The 26,115-nt window shown below is 36.8% G+C and carries 25 protein-coding genes; 10 read left to right on the top strand and 15 right to left on the bottom strand.

From position 1 onward, the window contains the following. Positions 1-14: 14 nt before the first annotated feature. From ACH3O9_RS09830 to ACH3O9_RS09805, 6 genes are all read right to left on the bottom strand, one after another. Complete coding sequence (locus ACH3O9_RS09830) at positions 15-767, bottom strand: head GIN domain-containing protein (RefSeq protein ID WP_416439899.1); 753 nt, start codon at positions 765-767, stop codon at positions 15-17. 65 nt (positions 768-832) lie between these two features. Next, positions 833-2,032, bottom strand: a complete 1,200-nt coding sequence (locus ACH3O9_RS09825) for a tetratricopeptide repeat protein (RefSeq protein ID WP_416439897.1) — start codon at positions 2,030-2,032, stop codon at positions 833-835. A 118-nt stretch (positions 2,033-2,150) separates the two neighbouring features. Continuing rightward, the gene (locus tag ACH3O9_RS09820; RefSeq protein ID WP_416439895.1) at positions 2,151-2,627 is read right to left on the bottom strand and encodes a carboxypeptidase-like regulatory domain-containing protein; all 477 of its coding nucleotides are present in this window, start codon (positions 2,625-2,627) and stop codon (positions 2,151-2,153) included. Positions 2,628-2,649: 22 nt separating this feature from the next. Continuing rightward, the gene (locus ACH3O9_RS09815) at positions 2,650-4,068 is read right to left on the bottom strand and encodes a M56 family metallopeptidase (protein ID WP_416439893.1); all 1,419 of its coding nucleotides are present in this window, start codon (positions 4,066-4,068) and stop codon (positions 2,650-2,652) included. Positions 4,069-4,070: 2 nt separating this feature from the next. Continuing rightward, on the bottom strand, positions 4,071-4,430 hold the full coding sequence (locus ACH3O9_RS09810) for a BlaI/MecI/CopY family transcriptional regulator (protein WP_416439891.1): 360 nt from the start codon (positions 4,428-4,430) through the stop codon (positions 4,071-4,073). Positions 4,431-4,596: 166 nt separating this feature from the next. Then, complete coding sequence (locus ACH3O9_RS09805) at positions 4,597-5,394, bottom strand: DUF2797 domain-containing protein (RefSeq protein ID WP_416439889.1); 798 nt, start codon at positions 5,392-5,394, stop codon at positions 4,597-4,599. 100 nt (positions 5,395-5,494) lie between these two features. On the opposite strand from ACH3O9_RS09805, the gene ACH3O9_RS09800 reads away from it, so the two are divergent. Further along, a complete protein-coding gene (locus ACH3O9_RS09800; RefSeq protein WP_416439887.1) occupies positions 5,495-7,009 on the top strand; it encodes a GH3 auxin-responsive promoter family protein in 1,515 nt (504 codons plus the stop codon). 313 nt (positions 7,010-7,322) lie between these two features. Here the strand turns inward: ACH3O9_RS09800 and clpX are convergent, their stop codons facing one another. From clpX to ACH3O9_RS09760, 8 genes are all read right to left on the bottom strand, one after another. Further along, the gene (gene clpX, locus ACH3O9_RS09795; RefSeq protein WP_416439885.1) at positions 7,323-8,555 is read right to left on the bottom strand and encodes an ATP-dependent Clp protease ATP-binding subunit ClpX; all 1,233 of its coding nucleotides are present in this window, start codon (positions 8,553-8,555) and stop codon (positions 7,323-7,325) included. 102 nt (positions 8,556-8,657) lie between these two features. Further along, positions 8,658-9,332 carry an ATP-dependent Clp endopeptidase proteolytic subunit ClpP gene (gene clpP / locus ACH3O9_RS09790; protein WP_416439883.1) on the bottom strand — a complete coding sequence of 225 codons (675 nt, stop codon included), beginning with the start codon at positions 9,330-9,332 and terminating at the stop codon, positions 8,658-8,660. A 147-nt stretch (positions 9,333-9,479) separates the two neighbouring features. Next, positions 9,480-10,802 carry a trigger factor gene (gene tig / locus ACH3O9_RS09785; RefSeq protein ID WP_416439881.1) on the bottom strand — a complete coding sequence of 441 codons (1,323 nt, stop codon included), beginning with the start codon at positions 10,800-10,802 and terminating at the stop codon, positions 9,480-9,482. A gap of 95 nt (positions 10,803-10,897) precedes the next feature. Next, positions 10,898-11,239, bottom strand: coding sequence for a phage holin family protein (locus tag ACH3O9_RS09780; protein ID WP_416439879.1), 342 nt, complete (start codon positions 11,237-11,239; stop codon positions 10,898-10,900). Between the two features lie 95 nt (positions 11,240-11,334). Continuing rightward, positions 11,335-12,831 carry a G-D-S-L family lipolytic protein gene (locus ACH3O9_RS09775; protein ID WP_416439877.1) on the bottom strand — a complete coding sequence of 499 codons (1,497 nt, stop codon included), beginning with the start codon at positions 12,829-12,831 and terminating at the stop codon, positions 11,335-11,337. A 20-nt stretch (positions 12,832-12,851) separates the two neighbouring features. Next, positions 12,852-14,132 (bottom strand): OmpP1/FadL family transporter, encoded by a 1,281-nt coding sequence (locus ACH3O9_RS09770; RefSeq protein WP_416439875.1) that lies wholly within the window; start codon positions 14,130-14,132, stop codon positions 12,852-12,854. A gap of 124 nt (positions 14,133-14,256) precedes the next feature. Further along, positions 14,257-15,024 (bottom strand): alpha/beta fold hydrolase, encoded by a 768-nt coding sequence (locus tag ACH3O9_RS09765; protein WP_416439873.1) that lies wholly within the window; start codon positions 15,022-15,024, stop codon positions 14,257-14,259. After that, positions 15,024-15,737 carry a pyridoxine 5'-phosphate synthase gene (locus tag ACH3O9_RS09760; protein ID WP_416439871.1) on the bottom strand — a complete coding sequence of 238 codons (714 nt, stop codon included), beginning with the start codon at positions 15,735-15,737 and terminating at the stop codon, positions 15,024-15,026. The genes ACH3O9_RS09765 and ACH3O9_RS09760 overlap by 1 nt, the downstream gene beginning before the upstream one ends. An 87-nt stretch (positions 15,738-15,824) precedes the next feature. On the opposite strand from ACH3O9_RS09760, the gene ACH3O9_RS09755 reads away from it, so the two are divergent. The 8 genes from ACH3O9_RS09755 (at position 15,825) to murI (ending at position 23,976) form a co-directional block, all read left to right on the top strand. Continuing rightward, on the top strand, positions 15,825-16,484 hold the full coding sequence (locus ACH3O9_RS09755; protein WP_416439869.1) for a CBS domain-containing protein: 660 nt from the start codon (positions 15,825-15,827) through the stop codon (positions 16,482-16,484). 17 nt (positions 16,485-16,501) lie between these two features. Beyond that, positions 16,502-17,389 (top strand): NAD kinase, encoded by an 888-nt coding sequence (locus tag ACH3O9_RS09750; protein WP_416439867.1) that lies wholly within the window; start codon positions 16,502-16,504, stop codon positions 17,387-17,389. 98 nt (positions 17,390-17,487) lie between these two features. After that, positions 17,488-18,177 carry a DUF6089 family protein gene (locus ACH3O9_RS09745; RefSeq protein ID WP_416439865.1) on the top strand — a complete coding sequence of 230 codons (690 nt, stop codon included), beginning with the start codon at positions 17,488-17,490 and terminating at the stop codon, positions 18,175-18,177. 10 nt (positions 18,178-18,187) lie between these two features. Continuing rightward, positions 18,188-18,928: an isoprenyl transferase gene (locus tag ACH3O9_RS09740; protein WP_416439863.1), complete on the top strand. Its 741-nt coding sequence runs from the start codon at positions 18,188-18,190 to the stop codon at positions 18,926-18,928. Positions 18,929-18,932: 4 nt separating this feature from the next. Continuing rightward, entirely contained in the window at positions 18,933-21,515 is a 2,583-nt protein-coding gene (locus ACH3O9_RS09735; protein WP_416439861.1) for a BamA/OMP85 family outer membrane protein, read from the top strand. Between the two features lie 34 nt (positions 21,516-21,549). After that, positions 21,550-22,542, top strand: a complete 993-nt coding sequence (locus ACH3O9_RS09730; RefSeq protein WP_416439859.1) for an OmpH family outer membrane protein — start codon at positions 21,550-21,552, stop codon at positions 22,540-22,542. Positions 22,543-22,608: 66 nt separating this feature from the next. Then, on the top strand, positions 22,609-23,121 hold the full coding sequence (locus ACH3O9_RS09725; protein ID WP_416439857.1) for an OmpH family outer membrane protein: 513 nt from the start codon (positions 22,609-22,611) through the stop codon (positions 23,119-23,121). A gap of 66 nt (positions 23,122-23,187) precedes the next feature. Then, positions 23,188-23,976 carry a glutamate racemase gene (gene murI / locus ACH3O9_RS09720; protein WP_416439855.1) on the top strand — a complete coding sequence of 263 codons (789 nt, stop codon included), beginning with the start codon at positions 23,188-23,190 and terminating at the stop codon, positions 23,974-23,976. On the opposite strand, the gene ACH3O9_RS09715 is transcribed toward murI, so the two are convergent. Beyond that, positions 23,973-24,965 carry a type IX secretion system membrane protein PorP/SprF gene (locus ACH3O9_RS09715; protein ID WP_416439853.1) on the bottom strand — a complete coding sequence of 331 codons (993 nt, stop codon included), beginning with the start codon at positions 24,963-24,965 and terminating at the stop codon, positions 23,973-23,975. The genes murI and ACH3O9_RS09715 overlap by 4 nt on opposite strands. Before the next feature lie 156 nt (positions 24,966-25,121). On the opposite strand from ACH3O9_RS09715, the gene ACH3O9_RS09710 reads away from it, so the two are divergent. Beyond that, a complete protein-coding gene (locus tag ACH3O9_RS09710; RefSeq protein ID WP_416439851.1) occupies positions 25,122-26,024 on the top strand; it encodes a NifU family protein in 903 nt (300 codons plus the stop codon). Positions 26,025-26,115 lie beyond the last annotated feature (91 nt).

Here is a 26,115-nt window from a genome sequence, read left to right as displayed (position 1 = left end):
GATCTTATATCTCATCATTCAAAAATCAATTTACCCGTGTACAATTCTTCAACCTCAACTATTTCAGGATGACTAACTGCAATAAGGTCACCCGTGCTCAAAACCTGCCCGCGTAACGACAACTGCGGATTCACAATTACCTGATTCGTTCCGCGATGATAAATATACAGATCATCAATTAGTAAATCGCGGCCTTCCACACGCGCGTCACCTTGCAGAATCTCAATATCTGCAGAAGTTGCATGCCCACTTAGGTAATAATTACTAAGACCATTACCCGTTATTTGAAGTTCTTGTACATCTAGCTCAAGGCGAAAATCTCCATCTTTATGGTAAAAATCCTCTTCCTCAAGATCTTCACTTATCAGAGAAAGAGCCGGATAAGCGAGAACTCCATCACTTTGCACTTCGTATCCCGAAGCATTACGTATTTCTGTAATATTAGGTGAAGTAATTATTGCTTTAGTAATATTGTAATCGCGTACAAGATTGCAACCGTTATTATTAAAAACCGTTAGCACACCATCTTTTACTGAAACATCAATATCGCTAATTAGATTCTCACCTGTTTCTACAACAATTTTTTGCTGACCTTGTTTCAAAATAAGCTGAACCCGCTCTTCTACAATGATCTTTCTAAAATCATCAACCACAAATTCCTGTTGAATAATATCACCGGCTGTCTGAAAGCAATTCAATCCCTTGTCTGAATCGCAGCCTAAAACAGCTATAAAAAGAAAAAAGGCGGGTAAGATTTTTTTTATCATAACTTTCTCGTACCCTTCAAAAATAGGTATACTTATTAGTTTACGATAAACTGTATAGAAAGGTTTTAATCTTCTGCAGCCATAAATAGTTCTTGCCTTAGAATTTTAATCCTGCTGCGCGTCAATTTCACACGCGGCTCAAATTCAAAATCATTTTTTTCAAGGTAATGTTCATACAGTTTGATCACGGCTTCTTTGTCTGCATAATAATTATCTGCTACTACTGCTTTGGCATAAATAGCATCTTTAAGATCAGGATTCTCCTCTAGGGCCAGATTTAAATACTCCATAGACTTTTGCCAGTCTTTATGAATTTTATATGTATTTGCCAGAGTGTAATAATCTTCATCTAGCGCCATATCTTTAAAAAAGATTGCCAGCTGGCCATGTTTCTGCGCCTCCTTGAAATCTGCTTTATAATTATATAATTTTGCCAGAATAGCATGCAGGTAAAAATCTTCAGGTGAAAAATTAAGAGCTTCTAAATATTGTTCAATAGCCAACTCATACATTCGCTCTTTGTAATAGCTCATGCCTAGTTTTTCATGTATAAACTGCGTATTTTGCCCTAAATCAAGTAGTTTTTGAAACCACGGGATTGCATCGTCATGAAAACCGCGGTAGTAAAAATTTTGTGCCAATACACTTATGACCTCAACATTGTCTGCATAAGATTCTAACGCTTTCATGCAGAGTTTCTCAACAAGGGGATAATCTTTTTTCTTGAGATAAAATAAAGCGGTTTCGTACAACGCCTTTTGGTGGGTACTGTCTAGTTCTACAGCTTTCTCGTAATCTTTAATGTATGCATTTCGCGCAGCTAAAATCGGTTTTATACTGTCTTTATCAATAACAGTGCTGTCAAGTTTGGGTTTAATATTTTCTCCAGCCCTGCCGCGCTGATAGTAAAAATTAGGATTTGTAGGATATTGCTCGATCAATTGTGTAAAAACACTATCTGCTTTTTTAAAATGGTTTGTCGCAATAAGCAGCTTGCCATATTCATTCATGGCAATTGCTTCATCTGTAGAAGTGGCTGCTAACTTATAATTAGTAAGTGCGTCATCAAGTGTACCTTTTGCCTGATGAGCACGAGCAATTTTTAAATAAAGACTGGGCGATTTAGGTGTTATTTCTTCGTAGCGAGAAATCGCTTCGCTATAATTCCCCACATTATACAAACTGTCTGCAATGTTCAAAGCCGAAGTCTGTTGTGCTTCGGCTTTGAGGGCTAAGATAAATAGGATTACTAGAAATCTATTCATAAACATCTTTGATTTAGATTTTTAAAGAATAAAAAGGAGCAGAAAGAGCAGCACATTGGCGGCCCCATTGATTCTAATTATTCTTTTATATTAAATCTTATACGCATTCAATTTTAAATTAATTTTCCTTTACCTCAAGGACAGCATCCAGAGTAGATTTTCCATTTACTTGAATTTCTTTCTTCTTATAATCAATGTAGGAATAAGATAAAGTTGGGTTCTCGTCTTTTAATTCAATTGTGTAATTTCCATCAAAATCTGTTACTACTCCATTTGACGTTTCTTTCTCTACGATATTTACACCAGGAAGAGGTTTACCCGTATCAAAGGCTGTTACTGTCCCGCTAATCATATGCGTAAGGTTAGAAGAGCTGACCAGACTTTGACTCCTGATTAGAAATTTTTCCAGTTCTTCTGCTTCTGCCAGAGTAAGAGTTTCTTTTTTATCAAGTGTGTTTTGTAGAGTTACTAGTTGTTCTTCTAAGGTTGCTTTGTTTGTATCATTTCCCGATTGACCTTCATTTTCACAAGAAGTAACTGCCAGCATACAAAGAGCCAGAATTTGAAATGTAATAAGCTTTATGAATATTTTCATAACACTATGAAATTTTTAAGATTTATTCAGCTACCTGAAAAACAATAGGAAGAGAATACATCACGTTTACAGGTTTACCCCTTTGCTTCCCGGCATTCATTTTTGGAATGAGGTTTATAACACGCTTAGCTTCTTCCTCTAGCACTGGATGCGGACCACGCACACCAATATCCGCTATTTCCCCATTGGTATCAATTTTAAATCTTACGTATATACGATTAACACCTTTTAAACCTAATTTTTCACCTAAACTGGTATCAAAATTTTGATTGACCAGCGAACTAATATGCTCACTCATGCACTTTTTTCGGCCTTCATTATCTAAACCTTCACAACCGGGAAAAGTGGGAATCTCATCTACAACTGCGAAAGGAACATCTGTAAGTTCGTCCTGAGTAGTTGCCTTACCTGCCTCTTGAGTTATTTGAACATTTGTTTTTTGATCGATAGCTTTTGCCAGAACCTTCCTTAAATTTTCGCGTTCATCATCAGAAAGTGAATCTATATTATCAAGTGTTATCTCAAGTTGTGCCAGCTGTTCATTTAAACTAGCATTTTCTTCTTCAATAATTTTATCAGAATCTGACGTACAGGAGACGTAAGTGATCATTCCCACAAAAAGTGGAAGCAGGATAAAGTATTTTATACTGGCTTTTGCAGCTGATTTTTTTTGTAGCATAACTATTCGTTTTTTGATTAATGATTGATTGAAAAATGTATTGATGAATGAAATTCGTTCTGTACCAAAGGCGGTATTGAGCAGCTGATTGTAATACTGCTTTTTTTCGGTTTGTGCGGCGGCTTGCTTATCGGCTACAAATTCATGTAACTCGCTAATGTTTTTTTGATACAAATAGATCACAGGATTAAACCAAAACACAATGCGCAAAACCTCAAACACCAGCAGGTCATAACTATGTAAATGTTTAACATGTACTTGCTCGTGCGCCAGTATTTCCTTTCGCGAAAGCGTATCTATTTTATCACCTAAAAAAATGGTGTTGAGAAATGTGAAAGCCGCAGTACTGTTTGGGATTGTGATGATCTGCTTATCTCCTGACTTTCTAAACCTAAAATACCGGCTTAACGCTTCATATTTTCTACAAAAAAGCCACAGGCTTATTAAAAAACCTGCTCCATAAAGCCAAAAAACGGCTGTTTGCAGGCTAAAATCGGTTTGGTTTTCTATAACCGGATTCATTGCAATTTCCTGAGGCTGATCACCAATAAAAACCGCAGGTAATTCTCTTACAATATTGGACATACTTACTGTTTCTTTTAGCATTTCTACTTCTAAAAACGGGAGAAAAAGAGCTAAAATCGGGGTAAATAATAGGTAAATCCGGTTTGCGTTAAAGAAAGTTTCTTTCTGTAACCAGATCTTATAGACGATCAGGAAAATCGCCTGAAATAGAATTACCTGAAATAAATATGCCGCCATAATTATGTGTCTTTATTGATTTCTTTTAAGATCGCTTCCAGCTCTGTCACGCTCATGTCTTTTTTCTTTACGAAAAAAGATACCATACTTTTAAAACTGCCATTGAAGTAATCGTTTACCATTTTATTCATGCTTGCGCTGCTGTAGGTCTCTTTCTTAACCTTAGGAAAATAAATATGCCCTCTGCCCTCCTTTTTATAATCTACAAACTCCTTAGTCTCGAGTATGCGCACAATGGTAGAGACGGTGTTGTAAGCGGGTTTTGGCTCTGGCATCTTATCTAGGATTGAAGCAACATTTGCTTCGCCCAGATCCCAGAGGATCTGCATTACTTCTTCTTCGGCTTTTGTGAGTTGTTTCATCTGATTTTTGCCCTTGAAAGGCTAATTTTTATATTATTTTGATCGATTTCTAAAACAAATATAACTAAATATTTAGTTTAAACTAACATTTTAGTTTAAAAATTTATTAAATAAAAAAGCTGCCTCAGTTAAAGGCAGCTTTCTTAAGTCTATTGATTTTTTTATACTAAACGTTTACTGTAATACTGACCACAAAACCTTCATAGTTGCGCACGTTAAAAACCGTATCGTCTTCAAAAATGAGATATTGCCCTTTTATTCCTTTTAGCTTTCCTGTATAAAAGGGGGTTTTAGCAAGGTTTAAAGTTTTTAGCTTTTGAGGATATTGCAGCACAGGAAACTCAATATGCGTTTCCTGATTATTTGCCATGTAATATTCCTGCGCTTCTTCAGGGATATATTGATACAGATCATCTCTGTATTGCACAAGATCTTCATCTACGATCTCATTCTTCAGCATCTTACGCCAGTTAGTTTTATCTGCAATGTGATCTTTTAAGGCAACTTCAGTAATACCGGCGAGATAACGATTAGGTACTTCTACGATCTCAATTGCTTCATGCGCTCCTTGATCTATCCACCGTGTAGGTATTTGTGTCTTTCGGGTTACCCCTACTTTTATACTGCTCGAGTTAGCCAGGTAAACTACGTGCGGTTGCAGTTGTACCTTTTTCTCAAAATCAAGATCTCTTTCTTCTATATCTAGGTGTGCTTTGCTCAGTTCAGGACTTATGATCCAGTCTGCTGCTTGAGGTACTTTATAGAAATCATCATAGCAATAGCCCTGGCGATAGATCTTCTTATCTTTACCACATTCCAGACATTGATATCTAAGAAACTCTATACGTATCTCTTTGTCTATTAGCTGGTTTACATGAATAAAATCTGTGTCAAAAAGCAAGTAGTATTGAACTGGATTTTGCAATTCTGTTTGCATTTTTTTTAAGACACCCTGATATTGCATAAATTTTAAAGTTTGTTGAAAATTTCAAATTAAAAAAACTTAATTTAGACCGCTACTTTCTTGCAAAAGTGCAAAATAAAGGCCTAAAGATACTAACAAAATGCCGATTCCATTAGTCAACTCCATAGCGTCCTGGTTCCTCAAAAAGCGTATTCACCAGATGGAATTGTTCTTAAAATACCCTCATGATGTGCAAAATGAGCTATTGCTCAAGCTGGTACAGCGTGCGCGTTTTACAGAAATAGGTAAGTTATACAACTTTAGCGGCATACGTAATTATGAAGATTTTGCCCGCAATGTCCCTTTGTCTTGTTATGAAGGTAGTCAACCCAATATAGAACGCGGCAGACGAGGTGAATCTAACATTTTCTGGCCCAGCCAGATCAAATGGTTTGCACAAAGCAGCGGTACCACAAATGCACGCAGCAAATATATTCCGGTAAGTCCGGAATCTCTTGAAGAATGTCATTATGCAGCAAGCAAAGATCTACTCTGCATGTACCTCAACAATAACCCGGAAGCTCAGCTTTTTACAGGCAAGAGCCTTAGGCTAGGTGGCAGTAAAAAACTCTATGAAAGCAATGGTACTTCTTACGGTGATTTATCTGCCATTTTGATCGATAATATGCCTTTTTGGGCCGAATTTAGCAGTACTCCCGGCAACGAGGTTTCTCTTATGAGTGACTGGGAAACTAAGATGCAGGCAATAGTAGATGAAACGATAAACGAAAATGTAACCAGTCTTGCCGGTGTGCCCAGCTGGATGCTTGTTTTACTCAATAACGTTCTAGATTCTACTAAGGGAAAAACCATTTTTGATATCTGGCCTAACCTTGAAGTTTACTTTCACGGCGGTGTAAGTTTTGATCCTTACCGTGATCAATATAAAAAGTTATTGCCGTTGAATGACTTTAAATATTATGAGATTTATAATGCTTCTGAAGGGTTCTTTGCTATTCAGGATCAAAACGACTCCAGCGAATTACTTTTAATGCTCGATTATGGGATCTTCTATGAGTTCATTCCCATGGAAACGTATAATACACCTGACGAGAAAATTATTCCGCTTAGCGCAGTAGAAAAAGGTAAAAATTACGCACTAGTCATTACTACTAATGCTGGGCTTTGGCGTTATAAAGTGGGCGACACAGTACGCTTTACTTCAATTAATCCTTACCGAATACGAGTGACGGGCAGAACCAAGCATCACATCAATGCTTTTGGCGAAGAACTTATAATCGAAAATGCAGAACAGGCTTTAAAGAAAGCTGCCGCGATCACAAATTCTGAAATTGTAGATTATACTGCCGCTCCTATTTTTATGGATGGCAAGAGCAAAGGCGCTCATGAATGGATCATTGAGTTTAAAGTGAAACCTACAAATGCCCAGATATTTAATCAGGTTCTTGATGAATCATTGATGGAGATCAATAGTGATTATGAGGCCAAGCGTTTTAATAACATCACCTTAAATGCCCCTAAAATTCACATAGCCAGGGAGAAACTATTCTACGACTGGCTTAAAGCCAAAAATAAACTGGGCGGGCAGCATAAAGTACCTCGTCTTAGTAACACAAGAGAATATGTAGATGAACTATTAAGCCTCAACGCGTAGGACTTAATTTTGGCTTTTTGCTCTTCAACGAAAAAAGTCGTCGTTTAACTAAAAACTTTTTTCTCTAAGCTTTATCCCTATACTTTAGAGGTAACAAATCATAACTCAAAACACTCACATAGTCTTGATAGGACTAAAGCTTTGATACCAGCAGCAGTATTTAACTCAAAATATTGCTGCTAGATCAAAGTATTTTTTTTGCCATAAAATTTATCAACAAACAGAATATAATCTTACCCAACTATAAATCGAGAAAGCCGCACAACTTATAGTTGATGCGGCTTTTTTTTATTTCAATTTAAATAATCTCTTTTTAAGAAACTGCTTTTAATTTCTTAATCGTTGATTTTTCAAGTTTATGTTCTGCATATTCTCGTGTTACCTCAAGTTCACCTTCTTCAGAGCTTGGGAGATCAAACATAGCGTCTGTAAGTATAGCTTCACATAAAGAGCGTAATCCTCGTGCTCCTAATTTGTATTCTATAGCTTTCTCAACAATATAATCAAGAGCATCGTCTGTGATTTCAAATTCTATATTATCCATCTCAAACAATTTTTCATATTGTTTAATGATGGCATTTTTAGGCTGAGTAAGAATAGCTCTTAGGGTTCCTGTATCGAGCGGGTTCATGTGAGCAAGAACAGGCAAGCGACCAATAATTTCAGGTATTAACCCAAAATCTTTAAGATCACGCGGGATTATGTATTTAAGAAGATTATCCTTCTCGATCACATCTTCACTTTTACTTGCACTAAAACCTACAGCCTGCATATTAAGACGCTTGCTTATATTACGCTCAATACCATCAAAGGCTCCTCCTGCAATGAAAAGTATATTTTCAGTATCTACTTCAATAAATTTTTGATCAGGATGTTTTCTTCCACCTTTAGGCGGAACATTTACAACAGTTCCCTCAAGCAATTTAAGTAAAGCCTGCTGTACGCCTTCACCGCTTACATCACGAGTAATTGAGGGATTATCGCTTTTACGTGCGATCTTATCGATCTCATCTATAAAAACAATACCGCGTTGTGCTTTTTCAAGATTGTAATCTGCTGCCTGCAATAACCTGGTGAGAATGCTTTCTACATCTTCACCTACATAACCGGCTTCTGTAAGTACAGTAGCATCTACAATAGCAAGTGGCACATTAAGCATGCGTGCAATGGTTTTAGCCATGAGGGTTTTACCTGTACCGGTCTGGCCTACCATTATAATATTACTTTTTTGAATCTCTATATCATCTTCTGAAACAGGTTGCAACAATCTTTTGTAATGGTTGTACACCGCTACAGATAAAATCTTTTTTGTTGACTCCTGGCCAATAATATATTGATCAAGGAAATCTTTAATCTCTTTTGGTTTTTTAAGCATTAGTTCATTTGCAAAATCGCCATGGTCTATGTCTTTAGATTCTTCTAAAACAATACCATGCGCCTGCTCTATACATCTGTCGCAGATGTGAGCGTCAAGACCCGCTATCAAAAGGTTGGTCTCGGGTTTCTTTCTTCCGCAAAATGAACATTCTAATTCTTCCTTCGCCATAATTCACATATTTGATCTTTTTACAAGTTTTATCTAGCAAATAAAAAGACCGATGTATTAGTAAATCTGCCTTTGTTTAGGCAGTAACATTCTCTGTTAAGCTTATTCTCTGGTCAGGATTTCATCAATCATACCATATTCTAAAGCTTTATCTGCTTTCATCCAGTAATCCCTGTCACTATTCTCATAAACAGTTTCATAAGTTTGACCAGAATGTTTTGCTATTATTTTATATAACTCTTCTTTAAGCATTATTATTTCTTTTGCTGTGATCTCAATATCACTAGCCTGTCCCTGAGCTCCACCCATAGGCTGGTGAATCATCACTCTTGAATGCGTTAACCCACTGCGTTTTCCTTTAGCACCTGCACATAAAAGCACAGCAGCCATAGAAGCAGCCATACCAGTGCATATTGTTGCTACATCTGGCTTTATGAACTGCATGGTGTCGTATATACCTAAACCGGCATAAACGCTTCCGCCTGGTGAATTGATGTATATCTGTATATCTTTAGCAGCATCTGTACTTTCTAAAAATAAAAGCTGTGCCTGTACGATGTTTGCAACCTGATCATTGATGCCGGTACCTAAAAATATAATACGGTCCATCATTAATCTTGAGAATACATCCATAGCGACTGCATTCATTTGTCTTTCTTCAATAATATTAGGTGTAAGACTTACCGGATACATACTACTCATAATTTTATCGTAGTACATACTATTCACCCCGTGATGCTGGATGGCATATTTTTCAAATTCTTTTCCGTAATCCATAGTATTTTAAAATTCATTTTTCGCAATAGCGAAATATTTATTGTAGTAATAAAAAAGGTGTAATAACACCTTAATCTATAATAGTTAAAAAAGGCGTCTAACTTGATGGTTAAACGCCTTAAATATACTATTTATATTATAGAATCACTATTTATAGACTTCTTTGACAAACTCATCAAAAGTTACTTCTTTAGTCTCAAGATTTACATTTTCCTTAAAGAAATCAAGCAATTTTTTATTCATTAATTGCTCAGATAATCTTCTTACTTCATCCTGATTACCTAAAATACGAGCAGCGATATTGTCTAACTCCTGATCATCAGGATTAAGTTGACCATATTGTGCCATTTGTGCTTTGATCATCTCTTTAGCATACGCTTTCAACTCTTCAAAAGTTACCTGCAGGTTGTTTTCTGAAATAATCTTTCCTTCTATAAGTTGATATCTCAATCCTTTTTCAGAACGATCAAATTCTTCTACAGCCTCATCAAAACTTAATTCTTTCTCGCCAGATTTTTGAATCCATTTTTTAAGGAATTCTGACGGAAGCTCAAATTTTGTATTCTCAATAAGATTTTCTGTAACCGCGTTTAAAAGTTGCTGATCTGCCTGCTGCTCAAATTGAGACTCAGCGTCCTGCTTAATCTTTTCTTTCAATTCGGTAACGCTCTTAACCGCATCTTTACCGTAAAGTTTATCAAACAATTCCTGATCAAAATCTGCCAGTTCACGTTTGTTTACCTCTTCTACTGTAAAAGAAACCTCAACATCTTTCTCATTAGCATCTTCTTCAGATATTTTAAGATTAGCATAGTAATCTGCAGCTTCAGCAAAAAGACCTTTTGTTTTAACGGTGATAACATCTCCCACTTTTGCACCTACAAAAGCATTAAGGTTTTTCTTCCCCTTTAGCTTTTCAAGTTCTAGCGTTGTTTTATTATCAATCTCTTCATCTTCATTTTTAAATGATCCTGTAAGCTCATCTCCTTCTTCTGCAACTTCTTTGCTTACGATCTTACCATATTGCTTTTGTATGGTTTTAAGTTGATTATCTATCATCTTATCGTCTGCAACTACTTTATAACTTGTAATTGCTTCTTTAGGAGAAAGATCAACATCAAATTTAGGAGCAAGACCTAATTCAAATTCAAAAGAATAGTCACCAGCATCCCAATCAAGATTATCCTGATCTTTAGGTAAAGGATTACCTAAAACGTCAAGTTTCTCTTCGGTAAGATATTTTTGTAATGCGTCTTGCAACAATTTATTTACCTCATCAACAAGCACAGCTTTACCGTACTGTTTTTGCACAAGGCCCATAGGCACATGTCCTTTTCTAAAACCCGGTATGTTAGCAGATTTACGGTAGTCTTTTAAAACTTTTTCAACTTTACCGCTATAATCAGTCTTTGCAATATCTACTTTAAGTACTGCATTAAGCTCGTCAATATTCTCTCTTGTTATGTTCATTTTCTATGGACTTTTTCCTAATAAAAATAAGAGTGCAAAAGTACATATTTTTTATATCTCTGCAAAGTTTTAAGTATTTGGTTAACAGTCACCTTCTATTCCTCTTTTATCAGCGAAAAAAGAATAGACTGAAACAACGATAGCAGCAGGCTGAAAATTAAAGCATACCACACTCCATCTACCTGAAATCCCGACACAAAATAACCGGCAAGGAGAACAACAATGGCATTTATAATTAATAAAAAGAGACCAAAAGTTAAAATCGTAATGGGTAGGGTGAGAATAATCAATAATGGTTTAACGATTAATTTAAGCAATGCAAGCACAATAGCCACAACAACCGAAGTTAGAAATGAGTCTACATAAATACCCGGCAATATGTTTGCCAGTAAAAGAACAGCTAGTGCTGTTAATAACAGCTTGGTGATTGTCTTCATTTTAAAAAATTTTAAATCTTTCTCTAAATTACAATTATATATTTTAACGAAAAAAGCCTCCAAATGGAGGCTTTTTGATATAAAATGACCGATTTTTAATTCACATCATTGCTTATTGTAACGGTATTGTAGTTACCAATATTGACTACAGGAACCGTAGAATTATACTGATTATTTACAGCTTTAATAACAAGATTTGCAACATAAGCATATCCTCGTGGTGTTGGGTGAACACCATCAAGTGAAAATGCCCCGCCAGTAACAAATGCTGCAGTTAACATACCTGCGTCATAAGATATACCACTGGTCGCAACAGTCTCTAATGCTTTTTGAGCATCTACAAAAGCAAGACCATTAGCCTGAGCCAGCGCTTTTATTGTCGCATTGTAAGCGGTTTGCGCTGTTTTAACAAGAACCTGTTCTTCAGTAGTTAAAACAAGTGCGTCTCCTAAAGGAACACCAACTCCCATAACAGAAGCCGGATTAGAAGGATCTGCTAAAGTACCTATGATTGAAGAAGCCGGTAAAACAACAAGATCCTGTGCAGCTGCCTGTCTTAAATTAGGTAATGAACCGCCTGCAGGATTTGGCAAAACAGTAAGATCTTCATCTGTTATAACGACTGCATTTTGACCGGCCTGAAAAGTGATCGTTCTGGCAGCAGCTTCTTCTGCACTTATGTATCCTAAAAAGGCATAAGTAGCAATAGCATTATTATAATCTGTATACGATTGATTTACAAAGGCAGCCGTTTGCGCATCAAGAGGAATTGCATTGTAAGGCACAGTTGTAAAGTAAGGTATAGAAGTAATATCTGGAATATTGATCAAAACACCTCCTGATGCACCAGCGCTTAAAGCTGTTACCATCTTGTTATAAGCAGCAGCAAAAACATTAGGATCTGTAATATCATTACCTCCATAAGTAGTAGGGTCAAAATTTCCTTTTTGATCTACACCTACTCCACCAGAAGTAGCGTAAGAAAGAATATCATTATTACCAATCCACAGCGCAAAAAAGCTAGGGTCCTGAGCAACGGCATCACCTATAACTGTAGCATCTGCAGAAGAAGCAAATCTTGCAAAATAAGGATTTGAGGCACCTGTTGCCACACCGGCAACATTACCGTAACCAGGCGCAAGCAAATGGAAACTTTTAGCTCCCGGAACACCCATGTTATTATAAGAACCTTCCAATTTTCCCGAAACATCTGTTGTAGAAGTGCCGGCTAACCGTGCAGGAGCAGGACCGTTAGCGCCTACAGAAAGCACGTAGCGATTTGCCGTTATTGGCTGACCACCCAATACTAATCCACCCAAATTATCATTCACCAATGGCTGCCTAAAATCACCACCACCAGCAAAGCTAAACTGCTGAGCAAGAATGTTAGGATATGAATTTTCCTGACCAGTAACATATAGCGCACCATCAGCATAACCGGCCGTTAGTGAGTTACCAACTGCTACAAAATTTGAAAAATCTGCATCTCCGCTGGTATAAACACCTTGATCTTTAATTGAATTATTTAGTTCGGGCTCGCAGGATGTAATTGCTAAAGCGAGAAGCCCTAAATACTTTATATATATTTTCATCTTAAAAAGCTTTATTAGGATTATAGACTGTAGGTTATACCAATACCAGGAATAAACGCGCTTGATTTATAAGTTCCACCAAAAGGAACATTTTGCCCGTTTTCTGTATAATAGTCATAAGAAGCCTTAACCTCTTCAAATCGCAGATATAAGAAAGAAGCGTCTATCGCAAATTTGTCTGAAACGTTAAATGACAAACCACCAGTAAAACCATTAGCATCGTTACGCGGAGTTTCGGGAGCAAAATATCCTGGTTGCACAGGAGATTGATCAAAGTAATAACCCGCTCTTAAAGTGAAGTTCTCATTAGCGACGTACTCCATACCAAATTTATAAGTAGAAGAATTCTCATAGTTTCTAGGGTTAAATGCCTCCAGACCATTTGAGAAATTGATATCCAGATTTTCATATACATCCCAGAATGTACGGCTAAAATCGAAGTTAAACGTCCATTTTTCGCCTAAATCATATGATAAACCTACTGTTAATTCTGCCGGCAACGGTAATGAAGCTTCAAAACCTGTAGTCCCATTTGATGGAATAATCGTAGTAGGACTTACAACAATTGGTTGTCCTGAATCATTAGGGAAATTAGAAAAAGTTGCTTCACCTTCTTTTGAATCTAAAATGATCTCTGAGCGGTAATTGGCACCTATTCTAAAATTATCTGTAACGTTGAATAACGTACCTACAGACCAACCCCAGTTTGTAACTCCAGAATCATCTACAGTGATATTAGACCTATCTCCATCGATATCGCTAAGGGTACGATTTGCATTTCTGTTAAAGTTTACATTACCTGTTACAAAGATGGGACCCCCACCTATGCTTAACTTATCATTGATCTTGATAGAAGCCAATGGCTGAAAAAATATAGCTGACAGCTCAATATTATTCACTAAATGAGAACCAGCCCAGTCTGTAGGGTATTCTACACTACTTCCATAAGGCGTATAAACAGCTAGCCCAACACTTAACCAATCTGTTGCTGCATAAGAACCGTACACGTAAAAAGGTGTTCCCGTAGGGCTATCTGTATCTGCATACTGCCCATAATTGCTGTTCTGCCAGGCAACATCAGAAAAAACAGCACTAACACCTGCACTAATGTTTAATCGATTTTCCAGGTAAACGAGTCCGGCTGGATTGAAAAACGCCAACTCTGCACTATTTACGTAAGCCACACCTGTGTGACCCATCGCAAGGGCGCGTTGACCCTGTAATGCTACGCGATACCCACCAGCGTAACTCGTAGCTGCAATAACCAAAAAAGCAGCCGCCAATAATATGTTTTTTCTCATATTTTTAGGGGTTAGTTAAATTAATAGATTAATAATTTTTGCCTTAAATATTATGAATGCGGCAAATATCAATGCAATTTAATACAAATATATTATGCATACATAGTAAATGAGTGCGACAATGTTATAAAAATTTTACAACATTTTGATAAAAATCTTTGGGATTTTCTGCGTGCAGCCAATGACCTGCATCAGAAATTGTTTGAATAGTACTGTGAGGGAAATGTTTTTTTACCAATTCAAAATCGTCATCTTGTATGTAATTTGATTTTGATCCTCTAAGAAAGAGAACTTCGCCATTATATATCTCATCTAGCTCTAAAGCCTCTCCTATAGCTTCGGGATTTGAGCTTAAAACCTCAAGATTCATTCTAAGGGCAAGTGTTTTATCTTTTTTCCAATATAGATTCTTTAATAAAAATTGGCGCGTCCCCCAATCCTGAATATATTGAGCCATAAACTCATCTGCATCACCTCTTGATTTAAGGGCATCAGGATTATTACTAAGAGCCGCTAAACCTTCTAAAATTTGTTGATGATGTGGTGCGTAATATTTAGGAGCAATATCTGCTATTACTAACTTCTCTACTATTTCGGGAAATTTTACAGCAAATTTCATTGCAGTTTTACCTCCCATAGAATGACCTAAAAGTATGATCTTATCAAAACCATGATGGTCACAATACGCTTTAAGATCTGTTGCCAGAATATCGTAATTAAACTCATCACTATGAAAACTCCGCCCATGATTACGTTGATCTACAAGATGCAGAGCATAACCATCTTCTGCAAAATGAGTCGCAAGGGTTTTCCAGTTATCACCCATACCCAAAAAGCCGTGCAGAATCACAAAGGGCTTCCCCTCTCCTATAATATTTGAATGTAAAAGCATTAGCTAAGTTTGTCTAGATATTTATCAATAACCATTTCAAGACCCTGATATAAAGATTCTGCGATAAGCGCATGACCAATTGATACCTCGAGTAAACCGGGAATACTATCTTTAAAAAATTCAATATTATCGAGTGACAGGTCATGACCGGCATTTATACCAAGATCAAGATCCCCAGCTAAAAAAGCTGCTTCCACATAAGGTTTTACAGCATCCTTATCTCCCTTTCCGTAACCTTCAGCATAAGCTTCAGTATATAATTCAATACGATCTGTACCAGTTTCTTTAGCGCCCTCAATCATTGTAAGATCTGGATCTACAAAAATAGATGTGCGTATACCATTCTTTTGGAACTCAGCAACGACCTCTTTTAAGAAGGTTTTATTTTTAATGGTATCCCAGCCGGCATTACTAGTGATGGCATCGACACTATCTGGAACAAGTGTAACCTGAGCGGGTTTAACCTCAAGCACAAGATTTATGAACTTTTCTACAGGATTTCCTTCAATGTTAAGCTCTCTTTTAACAACCTCTTTGAGATCTCTGGCGTCCTGATATCTTATATGCCTTTCATCGGGTCTTGGGTGTATAGTAATTCCCTGAGCACCAAAGCGCTCAATATCTTTCACGGTTTTAATAAGATCTGGCACATTACCACCTCGCGAATTGCGGAGTGTAGCTATCTTATTAACGTTTACGCTCAGTTTTGTCATAGCAATAATTGTAACTTTACCTCGCAAAAATACGAAGTAGGACAAAGGTATGCCCTTAATTATTTTAATTAAATTGCATTACGACATATGAATATTCAGGACTACATAATAAACGATATAGAACCTCTAGCAGAAAGCGAAACATTAGGAATGGCTCAGGATCTTTTTTCCCAGACCACATACTCCCATGTTCCCGTTATGCAAGACGATATTTTTTTAGGCTGTCTAGCTGAGAATGATGTGCATTGCCACAAAGCAGAAGAAATCATAGGCAATCAAAAACACCTGTACGAAGGATTTTTTGTTAAAGAAGAGACTAACTGGTTAGATATTTTAGAAATTTTCGCTCAGAACAGCACCAACATTATGCCCGTATTAGATGATACTAACCACTATTTGGGGTATTATGAACTGTCTGATGTTATGAGCTATTTTAATAATACACCATTTTTAAGTGAACATGGGAGTATTATTGTAGTAGAACGAGGAGTTTTAGATTATAGCTTTAGCGAAATATGCCAGATCATAGAATCTAATGATGGTAAAGTGCTGGGTCTTTTTATATCTAAAATGGAAAATGATGTAGTTCAGATATCAATAAAATTAGGTACTAATGTTAGCTTTAATGATATTCTACAGGCTTTTAGAAGATATGGATATGTGATATTGTCAAATCATCAGGAGGATGCATTTATAAAGGATCTTAGAGATCGTTCTAATTATCTCGAGAAGTATTTAAATATATAATCCTGAAAGCTCACTCTATGAAAGTAGGCATCTACGGTCAATTTTACCATACTAATTCCGGAATCTATGTACAGCAGCTTCTTGATATCTTAGATCAAAAAGGTGTGACTGTAATTATTGAAGAAAACTTTCTCAAACTAATTCATGAGAATGAAGAGATCGAGAAAACATATAGTCACTTTAGCACCTTTGAAGAACTTGATAACAGCTATGATATTTTTTTCAGCATAGGAGGAGATGGAACGATATTACAGACTATTACTTATGTGCGCGATCTCAACATCCCTATTGTAGGGATAAATACCGGGAGGCTTGGTTTTTTAGCTTCAATTCAAAAAGAAAAAATAGCTTCTTCAATAAAAGATATTATAAACAAGAATTATACGATTTCTGAGCGTTCTCTTGTAGCTGTAGAGGTAGATGGCAGAGCTATAGAAGGCATTGAGAATCTCAATTTTGCCCTAAATGAAATAACTGTAAGCCGCAAGAATACAACCTCTATGATCTCTGTAGAAACGTATCTAAATGGCGAGAAGCTTACAAGTTATTGGGCAGATGGCTTAATTGTGTCAACACCTACTGGCTCCACGGGTTATTCATTAAGCTGTGGCGGCCCTGTAATTATGCCCAACACATCGAGTTTCATTTTGACTCCTATAGCACCACATAATCTTAATGCTAGACCACTTGTAGTGCCAGATGATACAATAATTACACTTAAGGTCTCTGGACGAGAAAAGAATCACCTCATATCATTAGATTCTCGCATTGCGACACTTCCCGTAGAAACTGAAATAACATTAAAAAAAGCGGCTTTTACAATAAAGCTTGTAGTTTTAGAAGAAGACACCTTTCTTACAACACTGCGCAAAAAACTTTTATGGGGAGAAGATAAACGCAACTAAGCAATAAAGCGAAGCATTTTAAGTTTATCAGGAAGACTATTTTACGCATTTTGTCGTAGCCTGAACATTATTGTTATATTTGCAAACTTTTAAAGCCTATGAGGTATTTGACGATTGGTATAATCGCCATTTTATACTGTTTTTCAGCACAGAGCCAAACTTATGAAATTGGCGTTTATGCAGGAGGAGCTAATTACATAGGGGATGTGGGTAAGACCAATTACATCAATCCCACTTCACCCGTTTTTGGTGGTATATTAAAATGGAATCGCAGTCCGCGTCACTCCTTTAGGTTCAGCTTATTGGCAGGAAACATAGAAGGAAAGGATACAGAGTCAAAAGAAACCAGACGTAATCTGCGCGGCTATGAATTTGAAAGTAAGTTAATTGAAGCATCATTAGGTCTGGAATACACCTTTTGGGAATTTGACATGCATGAAGGAGGGAGACCTGCAACACCGTACTTATATACGGGATTCACGTATTTTAATCACGATGAATTTGCTCTTGATCCTAATATTGATGAATTGGTCAATACGGGATCAGCCTGGAACGTGGCAATACCAATGGTGATAGGCTTTAAAGCAGCGGTGGCAGACCATTTTGTTCTGGCTATTGAAATGGGCGCACGATATACCTTCACAGATAATCTGGATGGTAGTGTTCCCTCAACCAAGGAATATGGCAACGTGAGCTTCGGAAATATTAATAATAACGACTGGTATATGTTTAGCGGTTTAACCCTTACATATACCTTTGGCAGACGACCGTGTTACTGCGGTTTTTAAGTACTGATAAATGGATTTTATAGATCAAATAGATCGAAAAAAATTACCTAAGCACATAGCTGTCATCATGGACGGCAATGGTCGTTGGGCAAAAAAGCAGGGCCTCATGCGAGTGGCTGGTCATAAAAAAGGAACCAAAGCTGTAAGACAAACGGTTGAAGCTGCTGCAGAATTAGGTATAGACCACCTAACCATGTATGCTTTCTCTACAGAAAACTGGAACCGACCTAAAATTGAAGTAGATACTTTAATGAAGTTGCTGGTTTCCTCCTTAAAAAAAGAGATCAAAACCCTTCAGGACAATAATATTTCTTTAAACGCCATTGGCGCTTTATCTTCCCTTCCTGACAAAGCCCAAAAAGAACTGCAGGAAGTTATTGAACTTACAAAAGCCAATACCGGTCTTAGATTAACGTTAGCCCTTAGTTACGGCTCGCGCGAAGAGCTGGTAAAAAGCGTAAGGGATATCTGTGAAAAAGTTAAAAAAAACTTAATTTCGCCACACTTAATTGATGAGGCAGTCATTAATGAGCATTTGTATACCTATGATATGCCAGATGTTGATCTCCTTATTCGCACGAGTGGAGAACAACGCATAAGTAATTTTTTACTTTGGCAAATAGCCTATGCAGAGCTCTATTTTACACCAGTTCTCTGGCCCGATTTTAGAAAAAATCATCTGTACGAAGCAATTTATAATTACCAACAAAGAGAAAGACGATTTGGAAAGACGAGTGAGCAAATTAATTAAGCAGATGCCTAAAAAAGCCCTGATTATAGCAGTTTTATTTTACTGCTTTACCTACACAACCCTTCAAGCTCAAAATGACCTTCCCGTTGCAGACGGCAAGCAATATGAGATAGGTACGATTTCTGTAGTAGGTTCTACTCAATATAACGAGCAAACCATTATAGCGTATACCGGCTTAAAAACCGGAGATGTACTCTATCTTCCCGGTGACCGCATAAGTAATGTAATTAAAAAATTATGGAGTCTGGACTTGTTCAGTGACATTAATTTATATGTTACTAACATTAACGGCAATGTTGTTGACCTACAGCTTGAAATAACAGAAGTACCTGAGCTTAATAAGGTTACTATTACCGGTATTAAGGAAAAGAAAACTAAAGAGCTTATAGATGACAACAATCTAAAAAAGGGCGCTAAGGTTACAGAAAACTTAATCACTACTACTAAATTCTACATTGAGAACAAGTACAAAAAAGAAGGTTATCTCAATTCTAAAGTTAATATAATAACTCGTCCTGTTGAAGATTCTACTAAAGCAGAAAAAGTAGACATGCTTATTAATATTGAAAAGAGCGACAGGGTAAAAATAGATGATATCGTTTTTGAAGGTAATGAACAACTGTCTGACGCTAAGTTGCGCAAACAGATGAAAAATACCAAGAAGAAAAATCTAATTAGATTCTGGAAGCGTTCAAAATATATCGCAGATGATTATGAAGAAGATAAAGAAGCTGTAGTCAACAAATACAAAGAAAAAGGCTTTCGCGATGCGCGTATAACCTCAGACACTTTAATTCATTCTGGTGAAGACCTGATCACATTAAAACTTAATGTGGAAGAGGGTGAAAAATATTACATAGGAGACATCAATTTCTTAGGAAACACTGTTTACACAGACAGACAACTGGCAAATCAATTAGGTCTTGCAAAAGGGGATGTTTACAACGGGGTTCTTTTAAAAGAGCGTATAGCTAAAGAAGGTGATCCTGATGCAGATGATCTTTCAAACTTATATAAAAACAGTGGGTACCTTTTCTCTACAATAAATCCTGTTGAAGTAAATGTGGAAAATGACACCATTGATTTCGAAATCAGGATTACAGAAGGAAAACTGGCTTATTTTGACAGAATAACAGTTGCAGGTAATGAAAAAACTAACGATCGCGTTATTTACCGTACGCTGCGTACAGCTCCAGGTAAGCGTTATAGCCAGGCTGCCGTTTTGCAAACCGTACGAGAACTTGGGCAAACAGGTTTCTTTGATCCGGAACAGCTGAATCCTCAATTTTTAAATGCAGATCCTTATGCTGGTACAATTGACATTAATTATGATGTTGTAGAGCAGGGAGCCAGCCAGATCGAGCTACAAGGAGGTTACGGTGGCGGTGGTTTTGTGGGGACCCTCGGTCTTTCATTTAACAACTTCTCTATTCAAAATATATTTAATAAAGAAGCTTATCAGCCTTTACCTATGGGTGATGGGCAGAAGTTTAGCTTACGTGCTCAGGCAAGTACTTATTATCAAACCTATAGTGCTTCATTAGTAGAACCATGGTTAGGTGGTAAAAAACCGGTACAGTTCTCATTCTCCTTTTCACATAGTATTCAATACCTATATAACTATTCTACGAGAGGAGCAGATGTAGACAAGGATCGTCGTTTCTTAATTACCGGGGGTTCTATTGGACTGGCAAAAAGACTTGAAAAACCTGATAATTACTTCCAATTATCACACGCAATAAGTTTTCAGCATTTTGATTTGAAGAACTATAATGTGGGACTCTTTACATTTGGAAATGGATCTGCAGAAAATCTTGCATATACCATAGGTATATCACGTAATGAAGGTGATGTAAACCCAATATTCCCGCGTTCTGGATCTAAATTTAACCTTACGGCGAAATTGACTCCTCCATATTCTGCATGGAATGGTACTGACTATAAAGAATTAGCAGAACAGAGAGCAGAAGCTGTTGACAATAATGATTCTGAAGCAATAGCAAAAATTGATCAGGAGCGTTTTAACTGGTTAGAGTATTACAAAATTAAATTTGAAGGCCAGTGGTTCACACAGCTTGTAGGTAAATTTGTTCTAAGTAGTAAAGCAGAATTTGGTTTCTTAGGCGCCTACAACAATGATCGTGGTATCCCTCCATTTGACCGCTTTTTCTTAGGTGGTGACGGTTTAGGAGGTTACGCTCTCGATGGTCGTGAAGTAATACGTTTACGTGGTTACCCTAACCAGTCTGTAGTACCTCAGGATCGTGCAGAGAATAGTACTTTAACCTCTAGTGATGGTGCTACGGTTTACAACAAATTTGAATTTGAATTGCGTTACCCTATCACATTAAAACCATCAGCCTCTATCTATATGTTAGCTTTCGCTGAAGGCGGTGCTTCTTTTGACAATTTTAAAGACTTTGATCCGTTCTCATTAAACAGATCTGCCGGTGCCGGGATTCGTATCTTTATGCCAGCCTTTGGTTTACTGGGGATTGATTTTGGTTATGGGTTTGATCCTATTCCGGGTACCTTAGGAGGTGCTAACGGTTGGGAAACTCACTTTATAATTGGACAACAATTTTAATTTGGCACGATATTTTCTAATACCATCAATGCTTATGAGAAACAAAGTTCTTTTACTAGGTCTCGCTCTGCTGTTCGCAGGCATATCAGTTAAAGCACAGCGTAGCATACGTATTGGGTATATAGATATGGATTATATACTTGAGAATGTTCCTGAATATAAGGAAGCTCAGGGTCAACTTGACAATAGAGTTAATGAATGGAAAAATGAGATCGATTCTAAACTTGCTGAAGTTGAACAAATGCAAAAAACGCTTGATAATGAGCGCGTACTTCTAACACAGGAATTGATAGAAGAACGGGAAGATGAGATTTCATTTTTAAAAAATGAGATTCAGGATTATCAACAAAAACGTTTTGGCCCTCAGGGTGATCTAATGATACAGCGCAGTAATCTGGTTAAGCCAGTGCAAGATCAGGTTTTTAACGCTGTGCAGGAGATATCAAAAAACAGACAATATGATTTTGTTTTTGATAAATCTGCAGATCTCGTTATGCTTTATGCCAGTGAGCGCCATGACATAAGTGATCAGGTTTTACTAAGCATTAACCGCGCCTCTAAAAGGAAGCAGGTAAATAGTAAAAAAGATAAAAACGAACTTGAGAAAAGCGAGGCTCTTACTGTAGAGCAACAGCAAGAAATTACAGAACGCGAGAAGGAGGCTAATGCTAAGCGCGAAGAACGTGAAAAGTTAATAGAAGATAGACAGACGCAACGTGAAGAAGAACGAGCTGCTAAAGAAAAAGCCTTTAAAGAACGCAGAGAGCGCTTATTAGAAGAGCGTCAAAATAGGAAAGACTCTATCGCTGCTGCCAGAAATAATAAAGGTAATGAGGCTACTCCTGTAAAAACAGAAGAAGGTAAACCAGAAATGAGTGCAGAAGAGCGCAAGCAACAGATTCTAAAAGAGCGTCAAGCGCGAAAAGATTCAATTTTAGAAATACGCCAGAAAAAAAGAGATTCTATTATTCAGGCAAGAGAGCGTAAAAAAGATTCTGTATCAAACAGTAAAAACAATATCCCCTAACCTCAGGGTTAAGACAAAATGAGGTATTTTACAAGAATTAATTATAACACTTAATATTTTTTTGAAATGAAACACATGAAGACCCTAGTTGTAGCGATTGCTCTAATTTTAGGAACGTCCGGATTTATGAATGCACAGGATTCTAAAATTGCACATATTGCAACACAGGAATTACTTACCCAAATGCCAGAATACAAACAAGCACAGGCAGATCTTGAGAAACTACAAACTTCTTACGATTCTCAAATTCAGGAAATGGGTACCGGACTTCAACAAACAATGGAGCGTTACGGTCGTGAAGCAGAAACAAAAACTGATGAAGAAAACCTAAAGCGCCAGGCAGAAGTTGAAAAAACACGTAATTCTATAATGGAATTTCGTCAAAACGCGCTTCGTGATCTTCAGAAAAAAGAAGGAGAGCTTTTAAAGCCTGTATATGAAAAAGCACGTACTGCCATTCAAAAAGTAGCTCGCGCTAAAGGATATCAATATGTAATGGATAGCACAACCGGTGCTGGTCTTATATTAGCAGACGGTTACGACCTTATGCCAGATGTAAAGAAAGAATTAGGTATTTAAGTAGAAATATCAGCCTAAATAGTTCAAAAAACCGCCTTTTTACGGCGGTTTTTTTAATTTTAGAAAATGAATAATAACCCCATAGGCGTATTTGACAGTGGCGTAGGCGGCACTTCTATCTGGAAAGAAATAATTACGCTGCTCCCTAATGAGAATACAATCTACCTGGCAGACGTAAAAAACGCCCCCTACGGCGAAAAATCGGCTGAAGAAATTCAGAAATTGTCGATTAAAAATACTGAGCTACTTATAAGTTTAGGGTGCAAAATAATTGTAGTTGCCTGTAACACTGCCACTACAAATGCCATCACGCTCTTAAGAGAAACTTATGATATTCCTTTTATAGGCATAGAGCCAGCAATAAAGCCCGCTGCTCTACTTTCTTCAAATAAAGCTATAGGCATACTTGCCACTAAAGGCACACTATCCAGCTCATTATTTGCTAAAACCTCAGGCATGTACGCAAATGGGATTGACGTGGCAGAAGTTAAAGGAACGGGTTTAGTAGAACTCATAGAAGCAGGTAAATTACATACAGATGAAATGCGTGAATTACTGGCTCATTATCTGGAGCCTATGCTTGCAAAAAATATAGATTACCTGGTACTGGGCTGTAGTCATTACCCATACCTCTTACCTATTCTTAAAGAGCTTTTACCAGAACATGTAACTATAATAGATTCTGGAGAAGCAGTTGCGCGACAAACGCATAAAATACTTATTAATAACGAATTATTAGCTTCAGAAAGAGATCATACAGCTCACTTGCTATATTCTAATTTAGAAACTAAAGTACTAACACAGCTTATAAATGACGTAGATGCGAATAAAGATATAAGTTACCTCGATTTCTAATTAATGGCTGGACAGTTGCAATCGTAAGGCTCTCGGCGCTTGCCAAAGTCATATCCTAAAGTGATCTGATGAAAACTGTTAGAAAGCACAATATTGTTATTCTGATACGAATAGGTATAAGCGAAAAGAAAATTACCGTAATTGATGCCAATTATAGGAGTGATATAATCTAATTTCTGACTTTTAACCGAGTTGCCACTATTTATATATTCTGCACCATCCAGACTTCTTCTATACGATAAACCGCCCCATAATTGTCCCCAGTCAAATTCTCTATAGACTTTGAAATTTACGTCAAGTGCACTTTCGCCAGTTTTCTCTTTAGCCTGAAACATTAAAGAAGGCTCATATTTCCACAAACTGCCATATCTGCCAAACACATAACCTGCAGACAAAATATAGTTACGCTGCCCACGAGTTTCTGCATCACCTGTATATAGATATTTTCTGGCTTCTACTAAGTTTTTCACCGTAGCATGCGCATAGAAGTCTAGTAAATAATATGACATACCAATATCTACATTAAAGAACACATCACTTTGGCTACCCCCGCTTATTAGAGGGTCAAAATCTGTCATATCAAAACTCGTCTCATCGAGAACGTTTTGTATAATACCAACGTTGACACCAAAAGATAGTTGATTTAAGTCTATAACATTTCTGGAAAGTAAAAGGTGGTAAGCTAAAGTACCGTAAAGTCCCTTCTGCGAAAAATATCCGTTCTCATCTGAAAAAGCAATCGCACCTACGCCAGTTCTCTCTCCCAGCCTGCCGTTTACACTTAATGTTTGCAAATTAGGAGCATCTTCTACATCAAACCATTGCTGCCTCGCAGTTAACCGTATTTGATTCGCATTTGCTGCACCTGCCATTGAGGGATGCAAGAGATATAAATTGTCTGAAAGATAATCTGAGTAAACCGGCACACCATCTTGTGCAAAGCCCGTAGCGATCATTAGGAGAAATACAACCGATATAATTTTTTTCAAAGCTCTTTTTGTTAAGAAGCGAGACCTTCAGAGCATTATGCACCGCAGAATCAAGAATTCAAATCTAACTAATTCCTATTTACTTATGCACTGTATAATTATAATATTTAAGCAGTAACATCATCAATTTGCGTAAATTTGCTCAAAATTTAGTACATGAGCAAGTTTAATATATCAATAGAGCCCACATCAAATGCTGCCATTAAAAAATTTCAGGCAAACGCATTTTTGGTTAAACATAATAGTTATGAATTTAAGAATATCGACGAAGCTAAGAATTCGCCGCTTGCCCAGCAATTATTCTACCTTCCTTTCGTAAAAACAGTATACATAGCACAAAATTTTGTAGCCGTAGAAAAGTATAATATTGTTGAATGGATTGATATTCAAAACGAACTATCAACACAAATTCAGGATTATCTTAACGATAATGGTGTTGTTATCATAGAAGATAATCAAAGTACAAAAATACCGGTTACTATCTATGCAGAAAGCACGCCTAACCCAGGAGTATTAAAGTTTGTAAGTAACAAAAAGATCGTTACAGAAATACACGAGTTCAAAAATATAGAGGAAGCTAAACATGCACCGCTAGCTAAGGCTCTTTTTAATTTTCCTTTTGTAAAAGAGGTTTTTATGGACAAGAACTATGTTAGCGTTCAAAAATATGACGTTATAGAATGGGATGAAGTTGTTCTTGAAATACGTGAATTCATACGTAACTATATCGCAGAAGGTAAAGAGATCATTACCGAAAAACTTATAAAAACACCTCAGGAAGTAGAAAGTAAAAAAGAGGTAGAATTTGAGAAGATGGATGATATCTCAAAAGAGATTGTAAACATCATAGAAGAATATGTAAAACCTGCTGTTGCAAGTGATGGAGGAAATATTCTTTTTCAAAATTATGATCCTGACACAAAAAATGTAAAAGTTATATTACAAGGTGCTTGTAGTGGCTGCCCTTCTTCTACGTTTACCCTTAAAAACGGAATAGAAAATATGCTGAAAGAGATGTTACCCAGCAAGATTAATCAGGTAGAAGCAATTAACGGATAGTTTTCTTAAAATATTAGCCATATACGCTTTTTTAGCTTTTATTATTATCGTAATTTGAGCATTCGTTAATAATTTAACTAAAAATCGAAAA

The organism is Leeuwenhoekiella sp. A16, assembly GCF_047946675.1.
Taxonomy (GTDB): domain Bacteria; phylum Bacteroidota; class Bacteroidia; order Flavobacteriales; family Flavobacteriaceae; genus Leeuwenhoekiella.
This window is presented reverse-complemented; position numbering and strand designations above follow the sequence as displayed.

Bases quoted from the DNA above. Each gene is read 5' to 3' on its own strand.
- ACH3O9_RS09830 (WP_416439899.1), bottom strand. From the start codon at position 767: ATGATAAAAAAAATCTTACCCGCCTTTTTTCTTTTTATAGCTGTTTTA.
- ACH3O9_RS09825 (WP_416439897.1), bottom strand. From the start codon at position 2,032: ATGAATAGATTTCTAGTAATCCTATTTATCTTAGCCCTCAAAGCCGAA.
- ACH3O9_RS09820 (WP_416439895.1), bottom strand. From the start codon at position 2,627: ATGAAAATATTCATAAAGCTTATTACATTTCAAATTCTGGCTCTTTGT.
- ACH3O9_RS09815 (WP_416439893.1), bottom strand. From the start codon at position 4,068: ATGGCGGCATATTTATTTCAGGTAATTCTATTTCAGGCGATTTTCCTG.
- ACH3O9_RS09810 (WP_416439891.1), bottom strand. From the start codon at position 4,430: ATGAAACAACTCACAAAAGCCGAAGAAGAAGTAATGCAGATCCTCTGG.
- ACH3O9_RS09805 (WP_416439889.1), bottom strand. From the start codon at position 5,394: ATGCAATATCAGGGTGTCTTAAAAAAAATGCAAACAGAATTGCAAAAT.
- ACH3O9_RS09800 (WP_416439887.1), top strand. From the start codon at position 5,495: ATGCCGATTCCATTAGTCAACTCCATAGCGTCCTGGTTCCTCAAAAAG.
- clpX (WP_416439885.1), bottom strand. From the start codon at position 8,555: ATGGCGAAGGAAGAATTAGAATGTTCATTTTGCGGAAGAAAGAAACCC.
- clpP (WP_416439883.1), bottom strand. From the start codon at position 9,332: ATGGATTACGGAAAAGAATTTGAAAAATATGCCATCCAGCATCACGGG.
- tig (WP_416439881.1), bottom strand. From the start codon at position 10,802: ATGAACATAACAAGAGAGAATATTGACGAGCTTAATGCAGTACTTAAA.
- ACH3O9_RS09780 (WP_416439879.1), bottom strand. From the start codon at position 11,239: ATGAAGACAATCACCAAGCTGTTATTAACAGCACTAGCTGTTCTTTTA.
- ACH3O9_RS09775 (WP_416439877.1), bottom strand. From the start codon at position 12,831: ATGAAAATATATATAAAGTATTTAGGGCTTCTCGCTTTAGCAATTACA.
- ACH3O9_RS09770 (WP_416439875.1), bottom strand. From the start codon at position 14,132: ATGAGAAAAAACATATTATTGGCGGCTGCTTTTTTGGTTATTGCAGCT.
- ACH3O9_RS09765 (WP_416439873.1), bottom strand. From the start codon at position 15,024: ATGCTTTTACATTCAAATATTATAGGAGAGGGGAAGCCCTTTGTGATT.
- ACH3O9_RS09760 (WP_416439871.1), bottom strand. From the start codon at position 15,737: ATGACAAAACTGAGCGTAAACGTTAATAAGATAGCTACACTCCGCAAT.
- ACH3O9_RS09755 (WP_416439869.1), top strand. From the start codon at position 15,825: ATGAATATTCAGGACTACATAATAAACGATATAGAACCTCTAGCAGAA.
- ACH3O9_RS09750 (WP_416439867.1), top strand. From the start codon at position 16,502: ATGAAAGTAGGCATCTACGGTCAATTTTACCATACTAATTCCGGAATC.
- ACH3O9_RS09745 (WP_416439865.1), top strand. From the start codon at position 17,488: ATGAGGTATTTGACGATTGGTATAATCGCCATTTTATACTGTTTTTCA.
- ACH3O9_RS09740 (WP_416439863.1), top strand. From the start codon at position 18,188: ATGGATTTTATAGATCAAATAGATCGAAAAAAATTACCTAAGCACATA.
- ACH3O9_RS09735 (WP_416439861.1), top strand. From the start codon at position 18,933: ATGCCTAAAAAAGCCCTGATTATAGCAGTTTTATTTTACTGCTTTACC.
- ACH3O9_RS09730 (WP_416439859.1), top strand. From the start codon at position 21,550: ATGAGAAACAAAGTTCTTTTACTAGGTCTCGCTCTGCTGTTCGCAGGC.
- ACH3O9_RS09725 (WP_416439857.1), top strand. From the start codon at position 22,609: ATGAAACACATGAAGACCCTAGTTGTAGCGATTGCTCTAATTTTAGGA.
- murI (WP_416439855.1), top strand. From the start codon at position 23,188: ATGAATAATAACCCCATAGGCGTATTTGACAGTGGCGTAGGCGGCACT.
- ACH3O9_RS09710 (WP_416439851.1), top strand. From the start codon at position 25,122: ATGAGCAAGTTTAATATATCAATAGAGCCCACATCAAATGCTGCCATT.